The sequence below is a fragment of the Pseudomonas sp. rhizo25 genome, assembly GCF_031931935.1.
Classification (GTDB): domain Bacteria; phylum Pseudomonadota; class Gammaproteobacteria; order Pseudomonadales; family Pseudomonadaceae; genus Aquipseudomonas; species Aquipseudomonas synxantha.
Genome location: NZ_JAUJXA010000001.1, coordinates 447417 through 463470, shown reverse-complemented (window position 1 = coordinate 463470; position 16054 = coordinate 447417). Strand labels below are relative to the sequence as shown.

Below are 16054 nucleotides of genomic sequence, written 5' to 3'. Positions count from 1 at the left end.
TCGTGGTTGCCAGCGGATCGCTTGCGCTGGGGGAGAACAACGCTTGTTGCCGGTCGAGCAACCAGCGTTCCATGTCCGTGCGTCGGGTGAAGGTATGCCAGGCCGGTGCGAGGGTCGGCAGGTACAAAAGTTGATTGACCGGTTCCTCGTTATCCACGGTCAGCACCCAGGCGCCGGGCAGGGCAATGGTGCGGCGGCCGGCGGCATATAGCTATCGACACGACCGTTGAGCGATCTTCATTAAACTGTCATGCAACTGTGGCAGCGCGCTTGAACAAACTTCATCAGACTCGCGCTCTACTGGGGTTCTGCGTTTTGGTGTTTTTCATGCGTGTGTTGCTTTTACTGGCCGCTCTCTTGTTCGGCCTGCCGTCTTTTGCGGCGTCTCGATGTGATGTCAATGTTCCGACCCAAACGGTCGACCTGGAACAGGTGAGCATCGCCTACCAGAGCATCGGTCGTGCCTCCGACCCGGCCCTGCTGCTGGTGATGGGCTTGGGCGGGCAGTTGATCCACTGGCCCGATGAAGTGGTGGTGGCCTTGTGTGAACAAGGTTTTAGGGTCATCCGTTATGACAATCGTGACGTGGGCCTGTCCACTTGGCGCCAGGCCCCCGCCAGCGCCAACCTGACGTTCGAAGTGCTGCGCTACAAGCTCGGCCTGCCGGTGGCTGCACCTTACACCCTGACGGACATGGCCGATGATGCCCTGGGCTTGATGGATGCGTTGCAGGTTCGGCAATTCCACGTACTGGGCGCGAGCATGGGCGGCATGATCGCCCAGCATCTGGCAGCAATGGCCCCGCAGCGGGTGGAAAGCCTCACGCTGATCATGACCAGTTCCGGTGCCGAGGGCCTGCCAGCGCCGAACGCGGCGCTGGTGCAATTACTGTCACGGCGCAGTGCGCCCAATCGTGAGGTGGCGCTGGAGCAACAGGCGGATTTACTCGCCGCCCTGGGTAGCCCGGATGTGCAGGATGATCGCCAGGCGCTGTTGCACCAGGCGGCGCTGTCCTACGACCGCGCCTTCAACCCTGAGGGCGTCAAGCGCCAGATCATGGCGATCCTCGCCGAGCCCAGCCGTGTGCCGTTGCTCAACCAACTGAGAGTGCCGACCCTGGTGGTGCATGGCACTGCCGACCCGTTGTTGCCGGTGATGCATGGCGTACACCTGGCCGCACATATTCAAGGCAGCCAGTTGAAATTGATTCCAGGCCTGGCCCACCGTTTTCAGGAGGCATTCAAGGCGCCGTTGCTGGCGGCTGTATTGCCGTACCTGCAAGCCCATCGTGAAGATGCCGCGCACTGGGCGCAGATTGACCTTGGCGAGCCTGCGAAGCTGTTGTGAAGTTGGTGTATCGTGCAACCTTTATGGCGCACATTTAATGCCAGCGAGGTTGCCTGCATGAGTACTCCCCTGAAAATCGATTTCGTCAGCGACGTGTCCTGCCCCTGGTGCATCATCGGCTTGCGTGGCCTGACCGAAGCCCTGGACCAATTGGGCACCGAGGTGCAGGCCGAGATTCATTTCCAGCCCTTCGAACTGAACCCGGACATGCCCGCCATCGGTCAGAATATCGTCGAGCACATCACTGAGAAGTACGGCTCCACGCCTGAACAATCCCAGGCCAACCGCGAGCGTATCCGCGACATGGGCGCGGCGTTGGGCTTTGCTTTCCGTACCGATGGCCAGAGCCGCATCTACAACACCTTCGATGCCCATCGCCTGCTGCATTGGGCGGGGTTGGAAGGCTTGCAGTACAACCTCAAGGAAGCGCTGTTCAAGGCTTATTTTACCGATGGTCGCGACCCTTCAGACCACGCGACCCTGGCGATCATCGCCGAAAGCGTCGGCCTGGACCTCAAGCGCGCCGCCCAGATTCTAGCCTCTGATGAATATGCCACCGAAGTTCGCGAACAGGAGCAACTGTGGACCTCTCGTGGCGTGACTTCGGTGCCGACCATCGTGTTCAATGACCAATATGCGGTGAGCGGCGGGCAGCCAGTCGAAGCCTTTATTGGTGCGATTCGCCAGATCATCGAAGAAGCCAAAAACTAAAGCCAAAGCCGGGGCACCGCTCATAGCCCTGGCCCGCCCCTTGCATCACCCCCCTGAAGCCCAGCCGGCCTGCGGTTGGGCGCTGCCATTAGGGGTGAAACATTACCTTGAACATTCTTGACCTCGACCACAGCCTCACCGGCCAGGCACCCATTGCCCGGCGGTTGGCCAGCGGCCGGGCCACGCGCCTTGATCTGCTGGACCTGGGCCCGAAACTGCGTTTGTGGGCCACCGAGAAAACCTGGAAGCGCTTTGTTGCGCGCCTGGCGCAACGGCCACGGCCCAGGGATGCGCGCCCGGAGATCCTGTTTGTTGGCTCCGGTGACTATCACCATCTCACGCCGGCCTTTTTGGCCGACCTGAAAGAACCCATCAGCCTGATCCACTTCGACAACCACCCCGACTGGGTGCGCTTTGCGCCCAAGCGCCACTGTGGTTCGTGGGTCAACCGTGCGCTGAAGATGCCGGCGATCAAACGCATCGTTACCCTCGGCCCGTGCAGTGATGACCTGCACAACCCGCAACTGCGCGGCGGCAATCTCGGCGCCCTCAAGCGCGGGCACTTGCAGTTGTTTCCTTGGCAGCATCCGCCGTCGAAAGTCTGGGGCCGGGTAGGCGACGGTGCCGGCCACCAGCAACAGGAAAACCACCTGCACTGGCGCAACCTGGCGGACCTGGACTGGGCAGCGTTCCTCGACCAGATGATCGCCAGCCTGCCCACCGAAGCGATCTGGATCACCATCGACAAGGATGTGCTGGCCAGCGAAGACGCCGCCACCAACTGGGACCAGGGCGGCATGCGCCTGACCCACTTGCTCCAGGCCCTGCGGGCGTTGGCGGCGCATAAACGCATCATTGGTATCGATGTGTGCGGTGAGTTCGCTGTGCCGGCGTTCAGCAACGCGTTCAAGCGCTGGGAAGCCAAGTCCGACCAGCCGTCACCGGAGCGCTGGAGTGCGCAGGATCTGCAGCGCAATGCCGCGACCAATGAAGCCTTGATCGACCTGTTTGAGGAGCTGTTCCCATGACCCTGACCGTGGTGTTGTTGCTGGCCTTTTCCATCGTCCTCGATGTGATCGGCCAGTTGTGTTTCAAGTTGGGCGTAGACCGTTTGCCCCAGCTTGATGGTGGCTTTCGACTGCGCGCATTCTGGGGCCAGGTATTCAATGCGCCGCTGCTCTGGGCTGGCGTCGGGGCCTATGTCATCGAGTTTTTTGTCTGGCTCGAGGCCTTGTCCCGTGCGCCGTTGAGTCTGTTGTTTCCGCTGGCGGCATTGGCGTATTGCCTGGTGGTACTGGCGGGCAGGGTAGTGCTCAAGGAAACCGTCAGCCCCAGGCGTTGGGTGGGCACGCTGGTGATTACCTTGGGCGTGATGTTGGTAGCGATTGCGGGGAGCCAGGCATGACGACGCAAACAGGCGATAGCGGTTGGTTACATGGGCGTCTTGGCACCCTGATGCTGTGGGCGCTGCTGATCGCGACCGAAAGCGCCGGGCAGTTGTTTACCAAGGTGGCCGGTGATCAGTTGGGGCAGATGGACTTCACCTGGCAATGGCTGGCTGACGTGGCGCGCAACCCGGGGATCCTGGCGGCGATTGCCAGTTATCTCGGCGCGTTTTTCGTGTGGATGCTGATCCTGCGGCGCAGCAGTTTGTCCTTGGCATTTCCCTTGAGTTCGCTGGTGTTCGTGGCAGTGTTGCTCGGGTCGTGGTTGGGGCTGGGGGAGCACATCAGCCTGTTGCATTGGGTGGGCGTGGTGGTGATTGTGGCGGGGATTGTGTTGTTGGCGGAGGGGGAGGAGAGCTGAGTGGGCTGGTATGTCGGACTCAGTTCAAAATGTGGGAGGGGGCTTGCCCCGATGACAGGGTGTCAGTTATCTGATTAATTGACTGACCCACCGCTATCGGGAGCAAGCCCCCTCCCACATTTTGATTTTCTTACATCAGGCTGATCTATACCTGCTTTTTGCTCTGGCTTTAATCGAAGGTGTAGCTGATCGCCGTCTGCACCTGGCCCTGATTCACATCGCCAGCCTGCTTGACGATGCTGCTCTTGGCCGCCGAGCCCACCAGGTGCACCCAGCTGGCACTGGTCAGCAGGGACCAGTGGGGCGCCAGGGGGAAGGCGAAGCTTTGGCTCAGCGTCACGTTCTGGAAACCGCCGCTGGCGTTGTAGGGCCGAAAGCCGGTGGCGGCGGCTTCGTTGCTGTCGACGCCGAAGTAGGTGTTGGCCTGGCGCGCATCGGCAAAATGCGCGACCAAGCCGCTGCTGCCGATGATCCCGCCACCCAGCGGGTAGCCCAGTTCACCGCCAATTTTACCCAGGGCGCCGCTCTGGGAATGCCCGCCGCCCACGGCCTGGCCCAGTTGCGCGTAGACGCGCCAGAAATTGGCCGGGGCGTACTGGATAAAACCGCCGACCTCGGCCATGTCCGACACGTTGCGCAAACCCTGCAACTCGCCGTTGGAAGTACGCCCCGACAGGTAATTGATATAGGGGCCGGCGGTGATGCCGTGGCTGTTCAGCGCGCTCCAGGTCAGGCCGTCATCGGTACTCAGGCTGACGTCTCCCCAGTCCAGGTCCAGGTAGGGCACGGGCCGGGTTTCGTAGCGGCTGCCGCTGGGGTCATGGGGCTGATAGCTCAGGCCTGCGCCCACGTCGCCGCTGATGCCGTCCGCCCACGCGGCACTGGAAGCGCTGCACAGCCCAAGTAGACCGGTGAATACAGCAGATGTGAGCTTGGACATGGTGCGTTTTCCTAAGGTGGACAGGCGCGCATGAACGCGCAAACCCTCGCTTCTGCGCAAGCACTCATCTTGTTTGTAGCAAGCTACAAAAATTGTAGCTCCCAAGACACATTGTCCTCTGCAAATCCTGCAAACCCCCCGGCCTCACTGGGTTTTGCCCAGTTGGCACAGTCCCTGCTCTATCCCAGGTGCAAGCGCAGACAGCGCGCTCTCTTAGGTAAAGGCAGATGATCCACTGGCATATCGTGTGTGACTTCGATGGGACCATTACCCCCACGGATGTCATCGACAACGTCCTCCAACGCTTCGCCGGCCCCGAGTGGGAAACCATCGAACAGCAATGGCTGGATGGGCACATCGGTTCACGCGAATGCCTGAGCCGCCAACTGGCGCTGATCAAGGCGACCCCAAGTGAACTGCTGGCGTATTTCGACAGCGTCGAGATCGACCCGGACTTCCCGGATTTCGTCGACCACGTCATGGACCTGGGCGCGACCATCGAAGTGGTCAGCGACGGCATCGAACAAGGCATCGCCCGCATCCTGTCGCGCCACTACGTGACCCTGCTACCGATCCTCGCCAACCGCCTGCGCCAGGTCGACCACAACAGCTGGCGCATCGACTTCCCCTATGCCAGCGATGCCTGCCGCGCCGCGTCCGGTAACTGCAAGTGCAAATCCACCCCGCGCAACAAACGCGTGCTGGTGATCGGCGACGGCAAGTCGGACATGTGCGTGGCCTCCACCGCCGACTTCGTGTTCGCCAAAGGCAGCCTCGCCGAATACTGCGTCGCCAACCAGATCCCTCACGCGCGCTTCGAAACCTTTGCCGAAGTGCCTGCATTGCTGGCCAAGCTGCCACATGGCATCGCCGCCAACGCCACCACCTTCAATACCTCTGCTGACAATCAGGAACTCTTCCATCATGTCTGATATCCGTATCGCTACCGTCGAAGACCAGGTTCTGCTGGATAAGGAAGCCAAGTACTGCTCCTACGGCGACACCGTTCACTACATCGAACCGCCGCGCATTTTCAGCCGCTGCGAAGGCTCCTATGTGTGGGACACCGAAGACCAGGCTTACCTCGACCTGCAAATGTGGTACTCGGCGGTCAACTTCGGCTATGCCAACCCGCGCCTGAACAACGCGCTGAAAAAGCAAATCGACACCCTGCCGCAAATCGCCAGCCAGTACCTGCACAAAGGCAAGATCGAGCTGTCGGAAATGATCGCAGTCGACGCCAAGAACAAGTTCGGCCTCGACGGTCGCGTGCACTTCAACGTCGGCGGTTCGCAGTCCATCGAAGATTCCCTGAAAGTGGTACGTAATGCCACCAACGGCAAGAGCCTGATGTTCGCCTTCGAAGGCGGCTACCACGGGCGCACCCTCGGCGCCTCGTCGATCACCTCCAGCTACCGCTACCGTCGTCGCTACGGCCACTTCGGCGAGCGTGCGCAATTTATCCCGTTTCCATACCACTTCCGTGGCCCGAAAGGCATGACCAAGGAAGAGTACGGCAGCCACTGCGTGCAGCAATTCGCCCGCCTGTTCGAGACCGAATACAACGGCGTGTGGGACCCGAAAGTCGGCCAGAGCGAATACGCTGCGTTCTACGTCGAGCCGATCCAGGGCACCGGTGGCTACGTGATCCCGCCGATGAACTTCTACCGCGAACTCAAGCATGTGCTGGACCAGCACGGCATCCTGATGGTGTCCGACGAAATCCAGATGGGCTTCTATCGCACCGGCAAGCTGTGGTCGATCGAACACTTCGACGTACAACCGGACGTGATCGTGTTCGGCAAGGCGCTGACCAATGGCCTCAACCCACTGGGCGGCATCTGGGCCCGTGAAGAGTTGATCAACCCGAAGATCTTCCCGCCAGGTTCGACCCACTCCACCTTCGCCTCGAACCCGTTGGGTACGGCGGTGGGCCTGGAGATGTTCAAGATGACCAGCGAAGTCGACTACGGCGCGATGGTCATGGCCAAGGGCAAATACTTCCTGGAAGGCTTGCAAGACCTGCAGAAACGCTTCCCGATCATCGGCGACGTCGATGGCCTGGGCCTGGCGCTGCGTTGCGAAATCTGCGGGCCGGACGGCTTCACTCCGGACAAGGCGACCCTGGACTACATGGTCGAAGAAGGCATGAAAGGCGACATGGTGGTGGACGGCCAGAAACTCGGGTTGATCCTCGATGTAGGCGGTTACTACAAAAACGTAATCACCCTGGCCCCGTCCCTGGAAATCAGCTACCCGGAAATCGACCTGGGCCTCAAGCTGCTCGAGCAACTACTGGTGCGAGCGACCCAGCGGTGAGTGCGCACGGTATTGACCTCGGTGAAGGCGATGCCGGTTTCGTACTCGGTGAAGGTCCGGTCGGGATCCTGTTGATCCACGGCCTGACCGGCACCCCGACGGAGTTGCGCCAGGTCGCCAAGGGCCTGGCCAAGGCGGGTAACTGCACAGTGTATGTGCCGACGTTGGCCGGGCACTGCGGCGACAACAGCGACCTGCAAGCCACCGGTTGGCTGGACTGGTACGAAGGGGTGCGCAAGACCTTCGTACAGGTCAGGCAACGCCACGAGCAGGTGTTCGTCGGTGGCTTGTCCATGGGGGCGGTGATGTCGATGTATGTCGCATCTGAACACCCAGGCCAAGTCGCCGGGCTGCTGATGTATTCCACCACCTTGAAGTACGACGGTTGGAGCATTAACAAGCTGGCGTTTCTCACGCCGTTGCTGATGAAGATTCCGTTCGGTGTGCACATTTGCCGCTTCGAAGAGAAGCCGCCCTACGGCATCAAGAACGAGCGCCTGCGGGCCATCGTCGAGCGGCAGATGAAGGAAGGGGAAAGCAGCGAGGCGGGGTTGCTGACCATGGAAGGCATCACGGTGCGCGAGTTGCACCGTATGAACGCCGTGGTCAAGAAACGCATGCCCCAGGTCAAGGTACCGGCGCTGGTGTTGCACTCCATCGAGGATGACATCACCAGCCGCTGGAACGCCGACTACGTGGAGCGCCACCTCGGCGGTCCGGTGACCAAGATCCTGCTGGATAACTGCTATCACATGATTACCGTCGACCTGCAATACCGACGGGTTATCGAGTTGAGTGCCGAGTTTATCGGGCAGCACGCGGTGCAACTCAATCGTGTGGCCTGATCCGCTTACCTGTAGGAGCTAACTTGCTCGCGAAGGGTGTTAACGATAGCGCGTACTGCCAGGCTGAACGCGGTATCTGTGCGATTTTCGCGAGCAAGCTCGCTCCCACAGTGGGGCGGTGTTGATAAGGAAAAACTGTGCTAACCACCCAAGCCTTCCCGACCATCCGCGCCATCCAGCGCGATGCCTGGAACGACTGTTTTCCCGGTGCCCTGGAGGATTGGGACTATTACCTGGCCGTGGAAAACGCCGCGATCGATGACTTTCAGTGGCGTTACCTGGCGGTCTTTGACGATCAAACGCTAGTGGCTGTGGCTGCCGCGTTCATCACCCATTATCGCCTCGACACCACCGTGTCGGGGGCCGGCAAGCGCTTGACCGAGCGCCTGGACCGGCTGTGGCCGGGTGCTTTGCAACTGGCGTTGTACGCCATCGGTTCGCCGGTGGCTGAGCGCTGTGATGCCGGGGTCGCCAGCCATGTGCCCAAGGCACGGCGCCCGTTGTTGCTGCAACAGTTGCTGGCGGCTGCGCGTGCCGACGCCGATCAACTCGGTATCGGGCTGGTGGCGGTCAAGGACGCGCCGACCAACGACCCGCATTGGGCTGAAAGCTGCCGGGCAGCAGGTTTTCAAAATATGCCGAGCTTGCCTACTGGTGTGTTACCGCTGCCCTACGGTTCAGTAGACGCTTACTTGGGTTCGCTGGGCAAATCCACTCGCAAGGACCTGCGCCGCAAACTGCGCGCACCGGGGCCGCGGGTCGAGTGGCGCCGCAATATCGATGATGTGCTGCCCGAGGTCATGCGCCTGTATGAAGCGACGCTGACGCGCGCGGACCTGCAGTTCGAGCGCCTGCCCGCCGGTTACTTCACCCAAGTACTCGAACAACTGAACGAGCGGGCGGTCTGTGTTCTTTACTGGGTGGGCGAACACCTGGTGGCGTTCAACCTGATCCTGCTGGACGAGCATCGGCTGGTGGACAAGTTCTTTGGTCACGACATCCAGTTCAGCCGCGAATACAACCTGTACTTTCGCAGTTGGCTGACCAATGTCGACTATTGTATTCAACACAAAATCCCGCTGTACGAGTGCGGCCAGGCCGGGTATGCCAGTAAACTGCGCCTGGGGTGCGAGTTCCAGGGCAACAGCCTGTTCTTTCGCCACCGCAACCGGCTGGTCAACGGCTTGCTCAAGCTTGTAAAACTGTTTATTCGACCGGATCGTTCCGACCCTGCCATGGCTGCTGCGATAAGCGAAACCTGATGATCACCAAGACCCGCCAGAAAGCCCGCCCCTTTGCCATTTCGCGTTGGAGCGTCCAGCGCAAGCTGGTGCTGGCGTTCTGGCTGGTCAGCGTTATTCCGACCATGATCGCGGCCGAGCTGGCCGCCACCACGCTATCGCAGATTTTCGACAGCAACGTACGCATCTGGCTGCAAGAGTCGACCAAGATCGTCAAGGACGAGATCGGCGACATCCTTCATGACAACGCGCGCATGGCCAAGCTGTTTTTGCGTTACACCAGCCCGCCGTCGTCCAAACAAGCCGCCAAGCATGACCGGCTCACCGCCGATATCGCCGACGCCACTGATATCGACGTGGTGGCGCTGATTCGCACCAGTGACCATAAGGTGGTGTTCAGCACGGCCGCCGATGACATCGTCAGGCAGATCAGCCTGACCAGCAATGCGGTGCTGCAGACCGTGCAAGTCGCCGGGGTGAGTACCGGCCTGGTGGTGTCGACCTTCGAAACCAGCCGTGACGGCGTTGATTACCTGCTGCTGGTGGCTACCTACCTGGATAGCAGTTTCCTGACCAGCGTGGCCGATGTGCATTCCCTCGACCTGCGTCTTTACCTGGCCAACCCCGCAGGCTTTTCCGAAATATTTTCCACCCAGCGCTTCGAGAATCACCCCTCGCGCATCCCGAAAAACGTCGAGGCTGCACTGCGCAGTACCAAACAACCCAGCGAGCAGTTCACCAACCAGTACAGCGGGTTGTATTGGCCGATCTTCAACGATGCTGGCGAGCTGCAAGGGGTGATTTTCAGCGGACTGCTACGTCATACCAGCCTGGTGGGGCTGGTGAACCAGAGCAACCTGTTCGTGCTGATTTTCCTGCTTAGCTCGGCCCTTTCGCTGGCGGCCGGGTTGCTGGTGTCGCGGCGCCTGACCAAGCCGCTGCGGGACCTGTCCCAGGGCGTGGACGCCGTGATCTCGGGCAGTTACGCCCACCGTGTGGTGGTCAGCGGTGGTGACGAGCTGGCGCAGCTGAGCAGCACCTTCAATCACATGACCGAGCGCCTGGGCGAGTTGCATCACCTCGAAGCCCAGTTGCGCCGGCGTGATCGCCTGCATGCGCTGGGTGAAGTAGCCATGGGCCTGGCCCACGAAATCCGCAACCCGCTGGGCATCATCAAGACCGCCACCCAACTGTTGCACCGGCGCGCCGACCTCGCGGACGCCGACAAGCGCCACCTGGAATATGTGATCAGCGAGGTCAGCCGCATCAACGACCTGATCACCGAGTTCCTCGACTTTGCCAAGCCCAACCCACCGATCCGCGTGTTGCAGCCGGCCCGCGCCTTGGTGGAAGAGATCCTCGGTTTCTGCAGCCCGGAGCTGAGCAGCCACAACATCGATGCACAGATAGACGACCAGGCGCCTGACGCCACGATCTATGCGGACGCCAAGCAGCTCAAGCAGGCCTGCCTCAACCTGATTCTTAATGCTATCGATGCGATGCCCGAAGGTGGGCGCCTGACCCTGGGGATCCGCAGCGTCGGCGATAACACGGTGATCAGCATCGGCGATACCGGCCAGGGCATTGCCGCGGATATGGTCGAGCGCATCTTCACGCCGTTCGTCACCACCAAGGCGTCGGGCACCGGGCTGGGCCTGGCCAAAGTCTATTCGATCATGGAAAGTCATGACGGCAGCATCGAATGCGCCAGCGAGAAAGATGCCGGCGCCACGTTCAGCCTGTACATTCCGGCTAACGGTGAAGACGACGGCGAAGATGAGGACAGGCATGACGCATAACGTATTAGTGGTGGATGACGAGACCAAACTGTGTGACCTGTTGTCGTCCGCCCTGAGCCAGAATGGCATCCAGGTATTCAGCGCGGGCAATGGCCTGCATGCCCTCAAGGTGCTGGGGGATGAGGACATTGACCTAGTCATCAGCGACTGGCGCATGCCGGGCATGGATGGCCCGGCGCTGCTGGCCGAGATCAAGCTGCGCTACCCCCAAGTGCCGGTGATCGTGATGACCGCCTACAGCACGGTGAAAAATGCTGTGCAATCGATGCGCAACGGCGCCTATGACTACATCGCCAAGCCGTTCGATATCGACGAGCTGGACATCACCGTGGCCAAGGCCCTGCAATTTCGCGACATCATGCGCGATAACGCACGCATGCGCGCCGAACTGGACGAGCACGCACAGTTTGACAGCCTGGTCGGCGACAGCCCGGCGTTCCGCAAGGTATTGCAGGCGGTGGATTCGGTACGTGACAGCAGCACGACCATCCTGCTGACCGGCGAAAGCGGCACCGGCAAGGAAATGGTCGCCCGCGCCATCCACAAGCACGGCAGCCGCGCCGACAAACCCTTTGTGGCAGTGAACTGCGCGGCGATTCCCGAAGGCTTGCTGGAAAGCGAGATGTTCGGGCATCGCAAAGGCGCTTTCACCGGCGCCGTGGCGGACCGGGTCGGGCGTTTCATGCAAGCTGACAAAGGCACGTTGTTTCTCGACGAAGTCGGGGATATGCCCCTGGCGTTGCAGGCCAAGATTTTGCGTGCCTTGCAAGAGCGGGTGATCGAGCCGGTGGGCGACCCTCGGGAGCGCAAGGTCGACGTGCGAGTGATCGCCGCCACCAACAAGAACCTGCTGGACGCGGTGGCCAACAAAGAGTTTCGCGAAGACCTGTATTACCGCCTCAACGTCTTCCCGATTCCGCTGCCGGCCCTGCGCGAGCGCGTGGAAGATATAGCGCCCCTGGCCCGGCACTTCGCCCAGACCTTGAGCGCCACCGCCGGCAAACGCATCACCGGTTTCAGCCCCGAGGCGTTGCAGGCCATGGCGGCGTATCACTGGCCGGGCAATATCCGCGAGCTGCAGAACTGCGTGGAACGCGCGACCATCGTGGCGGCGTCGCCGGTGATCGAAGATATTGATTTGCCGGGGTATCTGTTTGCTTCCAAGCCAAGTGAGGGCGGGGTGACGGCGGTCCTCAGCGACGGGCCGGGCGTGCCGCGGGACCTGGATGCGGCGTTGGCGGAGGTGGAGAAGGCCTACATCCTCGCGGCGTTGCAGGAGAGCAATGGCGTTCAGGCCGCGGCGGCACAGCGCATCGGGATTTCCGAGCGCAGCTTCTGGTATCGCCTGAAGAAACTAGGAATTCAAGTAGACAAAATAGTCCGCTGACACACCGCTATTGGGGTAAGCCCCCTCCCACATTTTTGACCGAGTTGAGTCAGGTATGGAGGCGTACCCACACGCTGACCAGCACCGTCGCGGCCATCAACCACGCTACGGCCGCCACAGCGAGTGACGCTTCCAGCCGCATCCGATCCACCATCACATACAAGGTCGCCAAATACACAAAGTAAGGAATGATCGACCACATCCCGAACACGATGGTGGTCTTCAAGTCCTCCACCGAACGGCCCTTGCCGACGATGTAATGGGCGATCAGCGCAAAGGTCGGAAACAGCGGCACCAATCCGGCGATGTAATAATTTTTGGTTTTGGCCAACGCCGCCAGGATCAATACCACCGCCGCGCCAAGGGCGGCCTTCAGAACAAGATCCATCAGTGGCTCAACCCGTATTTCTTGACCTTGTCGAACAATGTGGTCTTGGCCATGCCCAGTTCCTGGCTGGCCTGGGTCAGGTTGCCGCCGCTGCGTTGCAACGCGTCGCTGAGCAGGTTGCGCTCAAAAGCTTCCACTGCCTCGGTAAAGGCCAGGCCCTGGTTACCGCTGCCGGCGCCGCTTTTCTTGAAGGCGGGCAGGCCGAGGGCGAAGCGTTCGGCGACGTTGCGTAGCTCCCGCACGTTGCCCGGCCAGTCGTGGCTCATCAGGCTGGACAAGGTCTGGTTGTCGAGGTCCGGAACGCTGCGGTCGAAGCGCAGTGACGATTGCTGCAAGAAGTGTTCGAACAGCTGCAGGATGTCTTCGCGCCGCTCGCGCAGGGGCGGCAGTTCCAGGGTCACCACATTGAGGCGGTAGTACAGGTCGCTGCGGAACTGGCTGGCGCGGCTCAGTTCGTCGAGGTCGGACTTGGTGGCGGCGATAACCCGGCAATCCACCGCCACGCTCTGGTTCGAACCCAGGCGTTCCAGGGTGCGCTCCTGCAAGACCCGCAGCAGTTTGATCTGCAGGTTGATCGGCATGCTTTCCACTTCATCGAGGAATAGTGTGCCTTGGTGGGCGTGCTCGATCTTGCCAATGCGGCGCTTGCCGGCGCCGGTAAAGGCGTTGGCTTCATGGCCGAAAATTTCGCTTTCGAACAGGTTCTCCGGCAAGCCCCCGCAGTTCAAAGCGACGAACTGGTGGGAATGGCGCCGGCTGAAATCATGCAGGCAGCGCGCGACCAACTCCTTGCCGGTGCCGGTCTCGCCTTCGATCAGCACGTTGGCCGAGGTGTCGGCGACGTTGGCGATCAGTTCGCGCAGGTTTTGCATCGCCGGCGAGCGACCGATAATGCGGCCTTCCAACGAGTCGCGTTCGGCCAGTTGGCGACGCAACGACCAGACTTCCCGCGCCAGCCCACGCTGCTCCAAGGCGCGGCGGGCGACTTCCACCAAGCGTTCGGGGGAGAAGGGTTTTTCCATGAAGTCGTAGGCGCCGTTGCGCATGGCACCGACCGCCATGGAGATGTCGCCGTGCCCGGTGATCAGTACCACCGGCAGGCTTTTATCCAGGGCCTTGAGTCGGGTCAGCAGTTCCAGGCCGTCGATGCCCGGCAGGCGGATATCACTGATGACGATGCCGGCGAAGTTTTCGCCGACGCGATGCAGCGCCTCTTCGGCACTGCCCACGCCGATGCTGGGAATGTCTTCCAGCGCCAGGGCTTGCTGGCAGCCGAGCAACACATGGGGGTCGTCCTCGACGATCAGCACGGTGAGGTCGTCGGTCGCAGTTGTAGTGTCTGTATTCATGTCGACTCGGTTTGTTGAGTGCCCACCAGCGGCAGGCTCAGGACAAAGGCAGTACCACCACCGGCAGGGTGCTCCACGGCGAGATTGCCGCCGGTGGCCGCCGCGAGGCTGGCCGATAGCGTCAGGCCCAGGCCCAGGCCCTGCTCGCCAGGCTTGGTGGTGAAGAACGGTTCGAACAAATGCTTGCGCGTCTCGGGGTCGATGCCATGGCCGTTGTCACGCACCCGCAGGCGATATTTGCCATCGACGACCTGGCCTTCCAGCCATAGCTGCGGTGCCGGTTGCGCTTGCATCGCATCAAGGGCATTGCCGATCAGGTTGACCAGGATCTGCTCCAAGCGCGTCTGGTCGATCTGCAATTGGGCGTTGCTGAAGTCACGGTGCAAAGTCAACGGCAGGCCGTCCAGGCGTGCGCCCAGTACCTGGAACGCGGCGTCCACGGCTTTGCCGAGGTTGGCTTCGCCCTGGTCGTCACCGCGTCGGGCAAAGGAGCGCAGGCTGGCGGTGATGCGGCCCATGCGGTCGATCAATTCGTTGATGGCCTTGAGGTTGGTACTGGCGGTGTCCAGGGCGCCGCGCTCGAGGAAACGCACCGTGTTTCCCGACAGCGTGCGCAGGGCCGCCAGCGGTTGGTTCAATTCGTGGGCGATGCTGGTGGACATCTGGCCGATGGCCGCGAGTTTACCGGCCTGCACTAGTTCGTCCTGGGCGTGGCGCAGGGTTTCTTCGGCTTGGCGCCGTTCGCGGATCTGGCCCTTGAGCCGTTCGTTGCTGGCGCGTAGGTCGGCGGTGCGTTCGGCAATCCGTCGTTCCAGCTGGCTATTGGCCTCCTGCAGGGCTTCTCGGGCGGCGAGGCGGGTGGCAATGACCTTGCGCCGTTCATTCCAGGCAATCAGCAAGAAGGCCACCAGGCCAAAGGCAACGGCTACCAGGATGCCCTGGTTGATCGCGGCACGGCGCAGGTCGTTGAGCGGGGTGAGCAAGGTGAATTGCCACGGTGTGTCGTTGAGCGGACGGGTTTGCGCCAGGTAGCTGACGGCGTGCTCGTCGTTGACCACTTCGCTGTTGGCCGGGAAGGTCAGTTTCTCGGTGCCCTCGTTCAGGCGCTCACGGGCCAGGGGCTGCAGTTCGTTGAGCGTCGCCCAGTAATATTGCAGGCTGTGGGCCAGGCGTTCCTTGGTGTCTTCGCTCAGTGGGCGTACGGCCTTGAGGCGGCGGGCCGGGTCGCTGGAGAGGATGATGATGCCGTTCTCGTCGCTTACGAAGGCTTCGAGGCGGGCGCGTTGCCAGCGTTCTTCCAGGGCTTCGAGGCGGACCTTGACCACCGCGACGCCGATGATCTTGCCATGCTCTTCCAGGCCATGGGCCAAGTAATAGCCGGGTTCGCCGTTGGTGCTGCCGATGCCATAGAAACGGCCGGGCTGGCCGCGTACGGCATTCTGGAAATAGGCGCGGAAGGACAGGTCTTCACCCTGGTAACTGTCGGCATCGCGCCAGTTACTGGTGGCCAGCACGCGGCCGGTGGTGTCCATCACGTAGATGGCCCGGCTGCGACTGCGGCGGTTCAGGCCCTCGAGGTAAGCATTGACCGTGGTGCGGGTTTCCTGGTTCGGGTCGGCCAGCAACCGCGAAACGCTCGACTCCAGCTCCAGCAGGCTGGGCAGGTAGGTGTATTTGCTCAGTTCGCTTTCGACGGTGCGGGCGTGCAGCTCCAACTGGCGTTCGCCGTTGTCGCTGAGGGTACGGATGCCATAGTACTCACTGACCCAGAAGCCGATATAACCCAAGCCGACCATCAGGGCGATGATCAACGGCGGCAGGAACAGTTGGCGTATCAGACGAGGCTTCACGGCAAGTGATGGCGGCGCGGCGCGATATTGATTGGGGTCGCATTTCATCACAGATGCCTTGGGTCAACCAGA

15 protein-coding genes are annotated in these 16054 nt (G+C 61.4%); 11 read left to right on the top strand and 4 right to left on the bottom strand.

Annotated features, from left to right (window positions below):
* Positions 1-327: 327 nt before the first annotated feature.
* The 5 genes from QZR30_RS02265 (at position 328) to QZR30_RS02245 (ending at position 3864) form a co-directional block, all read left to right on the top strand.
* Positions 328-1347 carry an alpha/beta fold hydrolase gene (locus tag QZR30_RS02265; protein ID WP_046072660.1) on the top strand — a complete coding sequence of 340 codons (1020 nt, stop codon included), beginning with the start codon at positions 328-330 and terminating at the stop codon, positions 1345-1347.
* Positions 1348-1404: 57 nt separating this feature from the next.
* Complete coding sequence (locus tag QZR30_RS02260) at positions 1405-2058, top strand: DsbA family oxidoreductase (RefSeq protein ID WP_311902905.1); 654 nt, start codon at positions 1405-1407, stop codon at positions 2056-2058.
* A gap of 107 nt (positions 2059-2165) precedes the next feature.
* Positions 2166-3086: an arginase gene (locus QZR30_RS02255; protein WP_046071131.1), complete on the top strand. Its 921-nt coding sequence runs from the start codon at positions 2166-2168 to the stop codon at positions 3084-3086.
* Positions 3083-3463 (top strand): EamA family transporter, encoded by a 381-nt coding sequence (locus tag QZR30_RS02250; protein ID WP_043051675.1) that lies wholly within the window; start codon positions 3083-3085, stop codon positions 3461-3463. The genes QZR30_RS02255 and QZR30_RS02250 overlap by 4 nt, the downstream gene beginning before the upstream one ends.
* On the top strand, positions 3460-3864 hold the full coding sequence (locus tag QZR30_RS02245; RefSeq protein ID WP_311902904.1) for an EamA family transporter: 405 nt from the start codon (positions 3460-3462) through the stop codon (positions 3862-3864). Before QZR30_RS02250 ends, QZR30_RS02245 begins: the two co-directional genes overlap by 4 nt.
* A 169-nt stretch (positions 3865-4033) precedes the next feature.
* Here QZR30_RS02245 and QZR30_RS02240 read toward each other — a convergent pair whose 3' ends face one another.
* The gene (locus QZR30_RS02240; protein WP_311902903.1) at positions 4034-4804 is read right to left on the bottom strand and encodes a MipA/OmpV family protein; all 771 of its coding nucleotides are present in this window, start codon (positions 4802-4804) and stop codon (positions 4034-4036) included.
* Between the two features lie 227 nt (positions 4805-5031).
* On the opposite strand from QZR30_RS02240, the gene QZR30_RS02235 reads away from it, so the two are divergent.
* From QZR30_RS02235 to QZR30_RS02210, 6 genes are all read left to right on the top strand, one after another.
* Positions 5032-5736 (top strand): MtnX-like HAD-IB family phosphatase, encoded by a 705-nt coding sequence (locus QZR30_RS02235; protein WP_056845424.1) that lies wholly within the window; start codon positions 5032-5034, stop codon positions 5734-5736.
* Entirely contained in the window at positions 5729-7123 is a 1395-nt protein-coding gene (locus tag QZR30_RS02230; RefSeq protein ID WP_311902902.1) for an aspartate aminotransferase family protein, read from the top strand. Before QZR30_RS02235 ends, QZR30_RS02230 begins: the two co-directional genes overlap by 8 nt.
* Positions 7120-7968, top strand: a complete 849-nt coding sequence (locus QZR30_RS02225; RefSeq protein WP_046071136.1) for an alpha/beta hydrolase — start codon at positions 7120-7122, stop codon at positions 7966-7968. The genes QZR30_RS02230 and QZR30_RS02225 overlap by 4 nt, the downstream gene beginning before the upstream one ends.
* Positions 7969-8105: 137 nt before the next feature.
* Positions 8106-9230, top strand: a complete 1125-nt coding sequence (locus tag QZR30_RS02220; protein ID WP_274358032.1) for a GNAT family N-acetyltransferase — start codon at positions 8106-8108, stop codon at positions 9228-9230.
* The gene (locus tag QZR30_RS02215) at positions 9230-11008 is read left to right on the top strand and encodes a sensor histidine kinase (RefSeq protein ID WP_046071138.1); all 1779 of its coding nucleotides are present in this window, start codon (positions 9230-9232) and stop codon (positions 11006-11008) included. The genes QZR30_RS02220 and QZR30_RS02215 overlap by 1 nt, the downstream gene beginning before the upstream one ends.
* A complete protein-coding gene (locus QZR30_RS02210) occupies positions 10998-12395 on the top strand; it encodes a sigma-54-dependent transcriptional regulator (RefSeq protein WP_311902901.1) in 1398 nt (465 codons plus the stop codon). The genes QZR30_RS02215 and QZR30_RS02210 overlap by 11 nt, the downstream gene beginning before the upstream one ends.
* A gap of 49 nt (positions 12396-12444) precedes the next feature.
* Here QZR30_RS02210 and QZR30_RS02205 read toward each other — a convergent pair whose 3' ends face one another.
* The 3 genes from QZR30_RS02205 to QZR30_RS02195 are packed head-to-tail and all read right to left on the bottom strand — an operon-like array spanning position 12445 to position 16030.
* Complete coding sequence (locus tag QZR30_RS02205; RefSeq protein WP_056845422.1) at positions 12445-12783, bottom strand: GlpM family protein; 339 nt, start codon at positions 12781-12783, stop codon at positions 12445-12447.
* A complete protein-coding gene (locus QZR30_RS02200) occupies positions 12783-14132 on the bottom strand; it encodes a sigma-54-dependent transcriptional regulator (protein ID WP_046071141.1) in 1350 nt (449 codons plus the stop codon). The genes QZR30_RS02205 and QZR30_RS02200 overlap by 1 nt, the downstream gene beginning before the upstream one ends.
* The gene (locus QZR30_RS02195) at positions 14129-16030 is read right to left on the bottom strand and encodes a sensor histidine kinase (RefSeq protein WP_046071142.1); all 1902 of its coding nucleotides are present in this window, start codon (positions 16028-16030) and stop codon (positions 14129-14131) included. The genes QZR30_RS02200 and QZR30_RS02195 overlap by 4 nt, the downstream gene beginning before the upstream one ends.
* Between the last annotated feature and the right edge of the window lie 24 nt (positions 16031-16054).

What these genes read in the sequence shown, in the direction of transcription:
- QZR30_RS02245 (WP_311902904.1), top strand. Translation starts at nt 3,460, where the DNA reads ATGACGACGCAAACAGGCGATAGCGGTTGGTTACATGGGCGTCTTGGC.
- QZR30_RS02215 (WP_046071138.1), top strand. Translation starts at nt 9,230, where the DNA reads ATGATCACCAAGACCCGCCAGAAAGCCCGCCCCTTTGCCATTTCGCGT.
- QZR30_RS02195 (WP_046071142.1), bottom strand. Translation starts at nt 16,030, where the DNA reads ATGAAATGCGACCCCAATCAATATCGCGCCGCGCCGCCATCACTTGCC.
- QZR30_RS02200 (WP_046071141.1), bottom strand. Translation starts at nt 14,132, where the DNA reads ATGAATACAGACACTACAACTGCGACCGACGACCTCACCGTGCTGATC.
- QZR30_RS02250 (WP_043051675.1), top strand. Translation starts at nt 3,083, where the DNA reads ATGACCCTGACCGTGGTGTTGTTGCTGGCCTTTTCCATCGTCCTCGAT.
- QZR30_RS02235 (WP_056845424.1), top strand. Translation starts at nt 5,032, where the DNA reads ATGATCCACTGGCATATCGTGTGTGACTTCGATGGGACCATTACCCCC.
- QZR30_RS02205 (WP_056845422.1), bottom strand. Translation starts at nt 12,783, where the DNA reads ATGGATCTTGTTCTGAAGGCCGCCCTTGGCGCGGCGGTGGTATTGATC.
- QZR30_RS02230 (WP_311902902.1), top strand. Translation starts at nt 5,729, where the DNA reads ATGTCTGATATCCGTATCGCTACCGTCGAAGACCAGGTTCTGCTGGAT.
- QZR30_RS02265 (WP_046072660.1), top strand. Translation starts at nt 328, where the DNA reads ATGCGTGTGTTGCTTTTACTGGCCGCTCTCTTGTTCGGCCTGCCGTCT.
- QZR30_RS02260 (WP_311902905.1), top strand. Translation starts at nt 1,405, where the DNA reads ATGAGTACTCCCCTGAAAATCGATTTCGTCAGCGACGTGTCCTGCCCC.
- QZR30_RS02240 (WP_311902903.1), bottom strand. Translation starts at nt 4,804, where the DNA reads ATGTCCAAGCTCACATCTGCTGTATTCACCGGTCTACTTGGGCTGTGC.
- QZR30_RS02210 (WP_311902901.1), top strand. Translation starts at nt 10,998, where the DNA reads ATGACGCATAACGTATTAGTGGTGGATGACGAGACCAAACTGTGTGAC.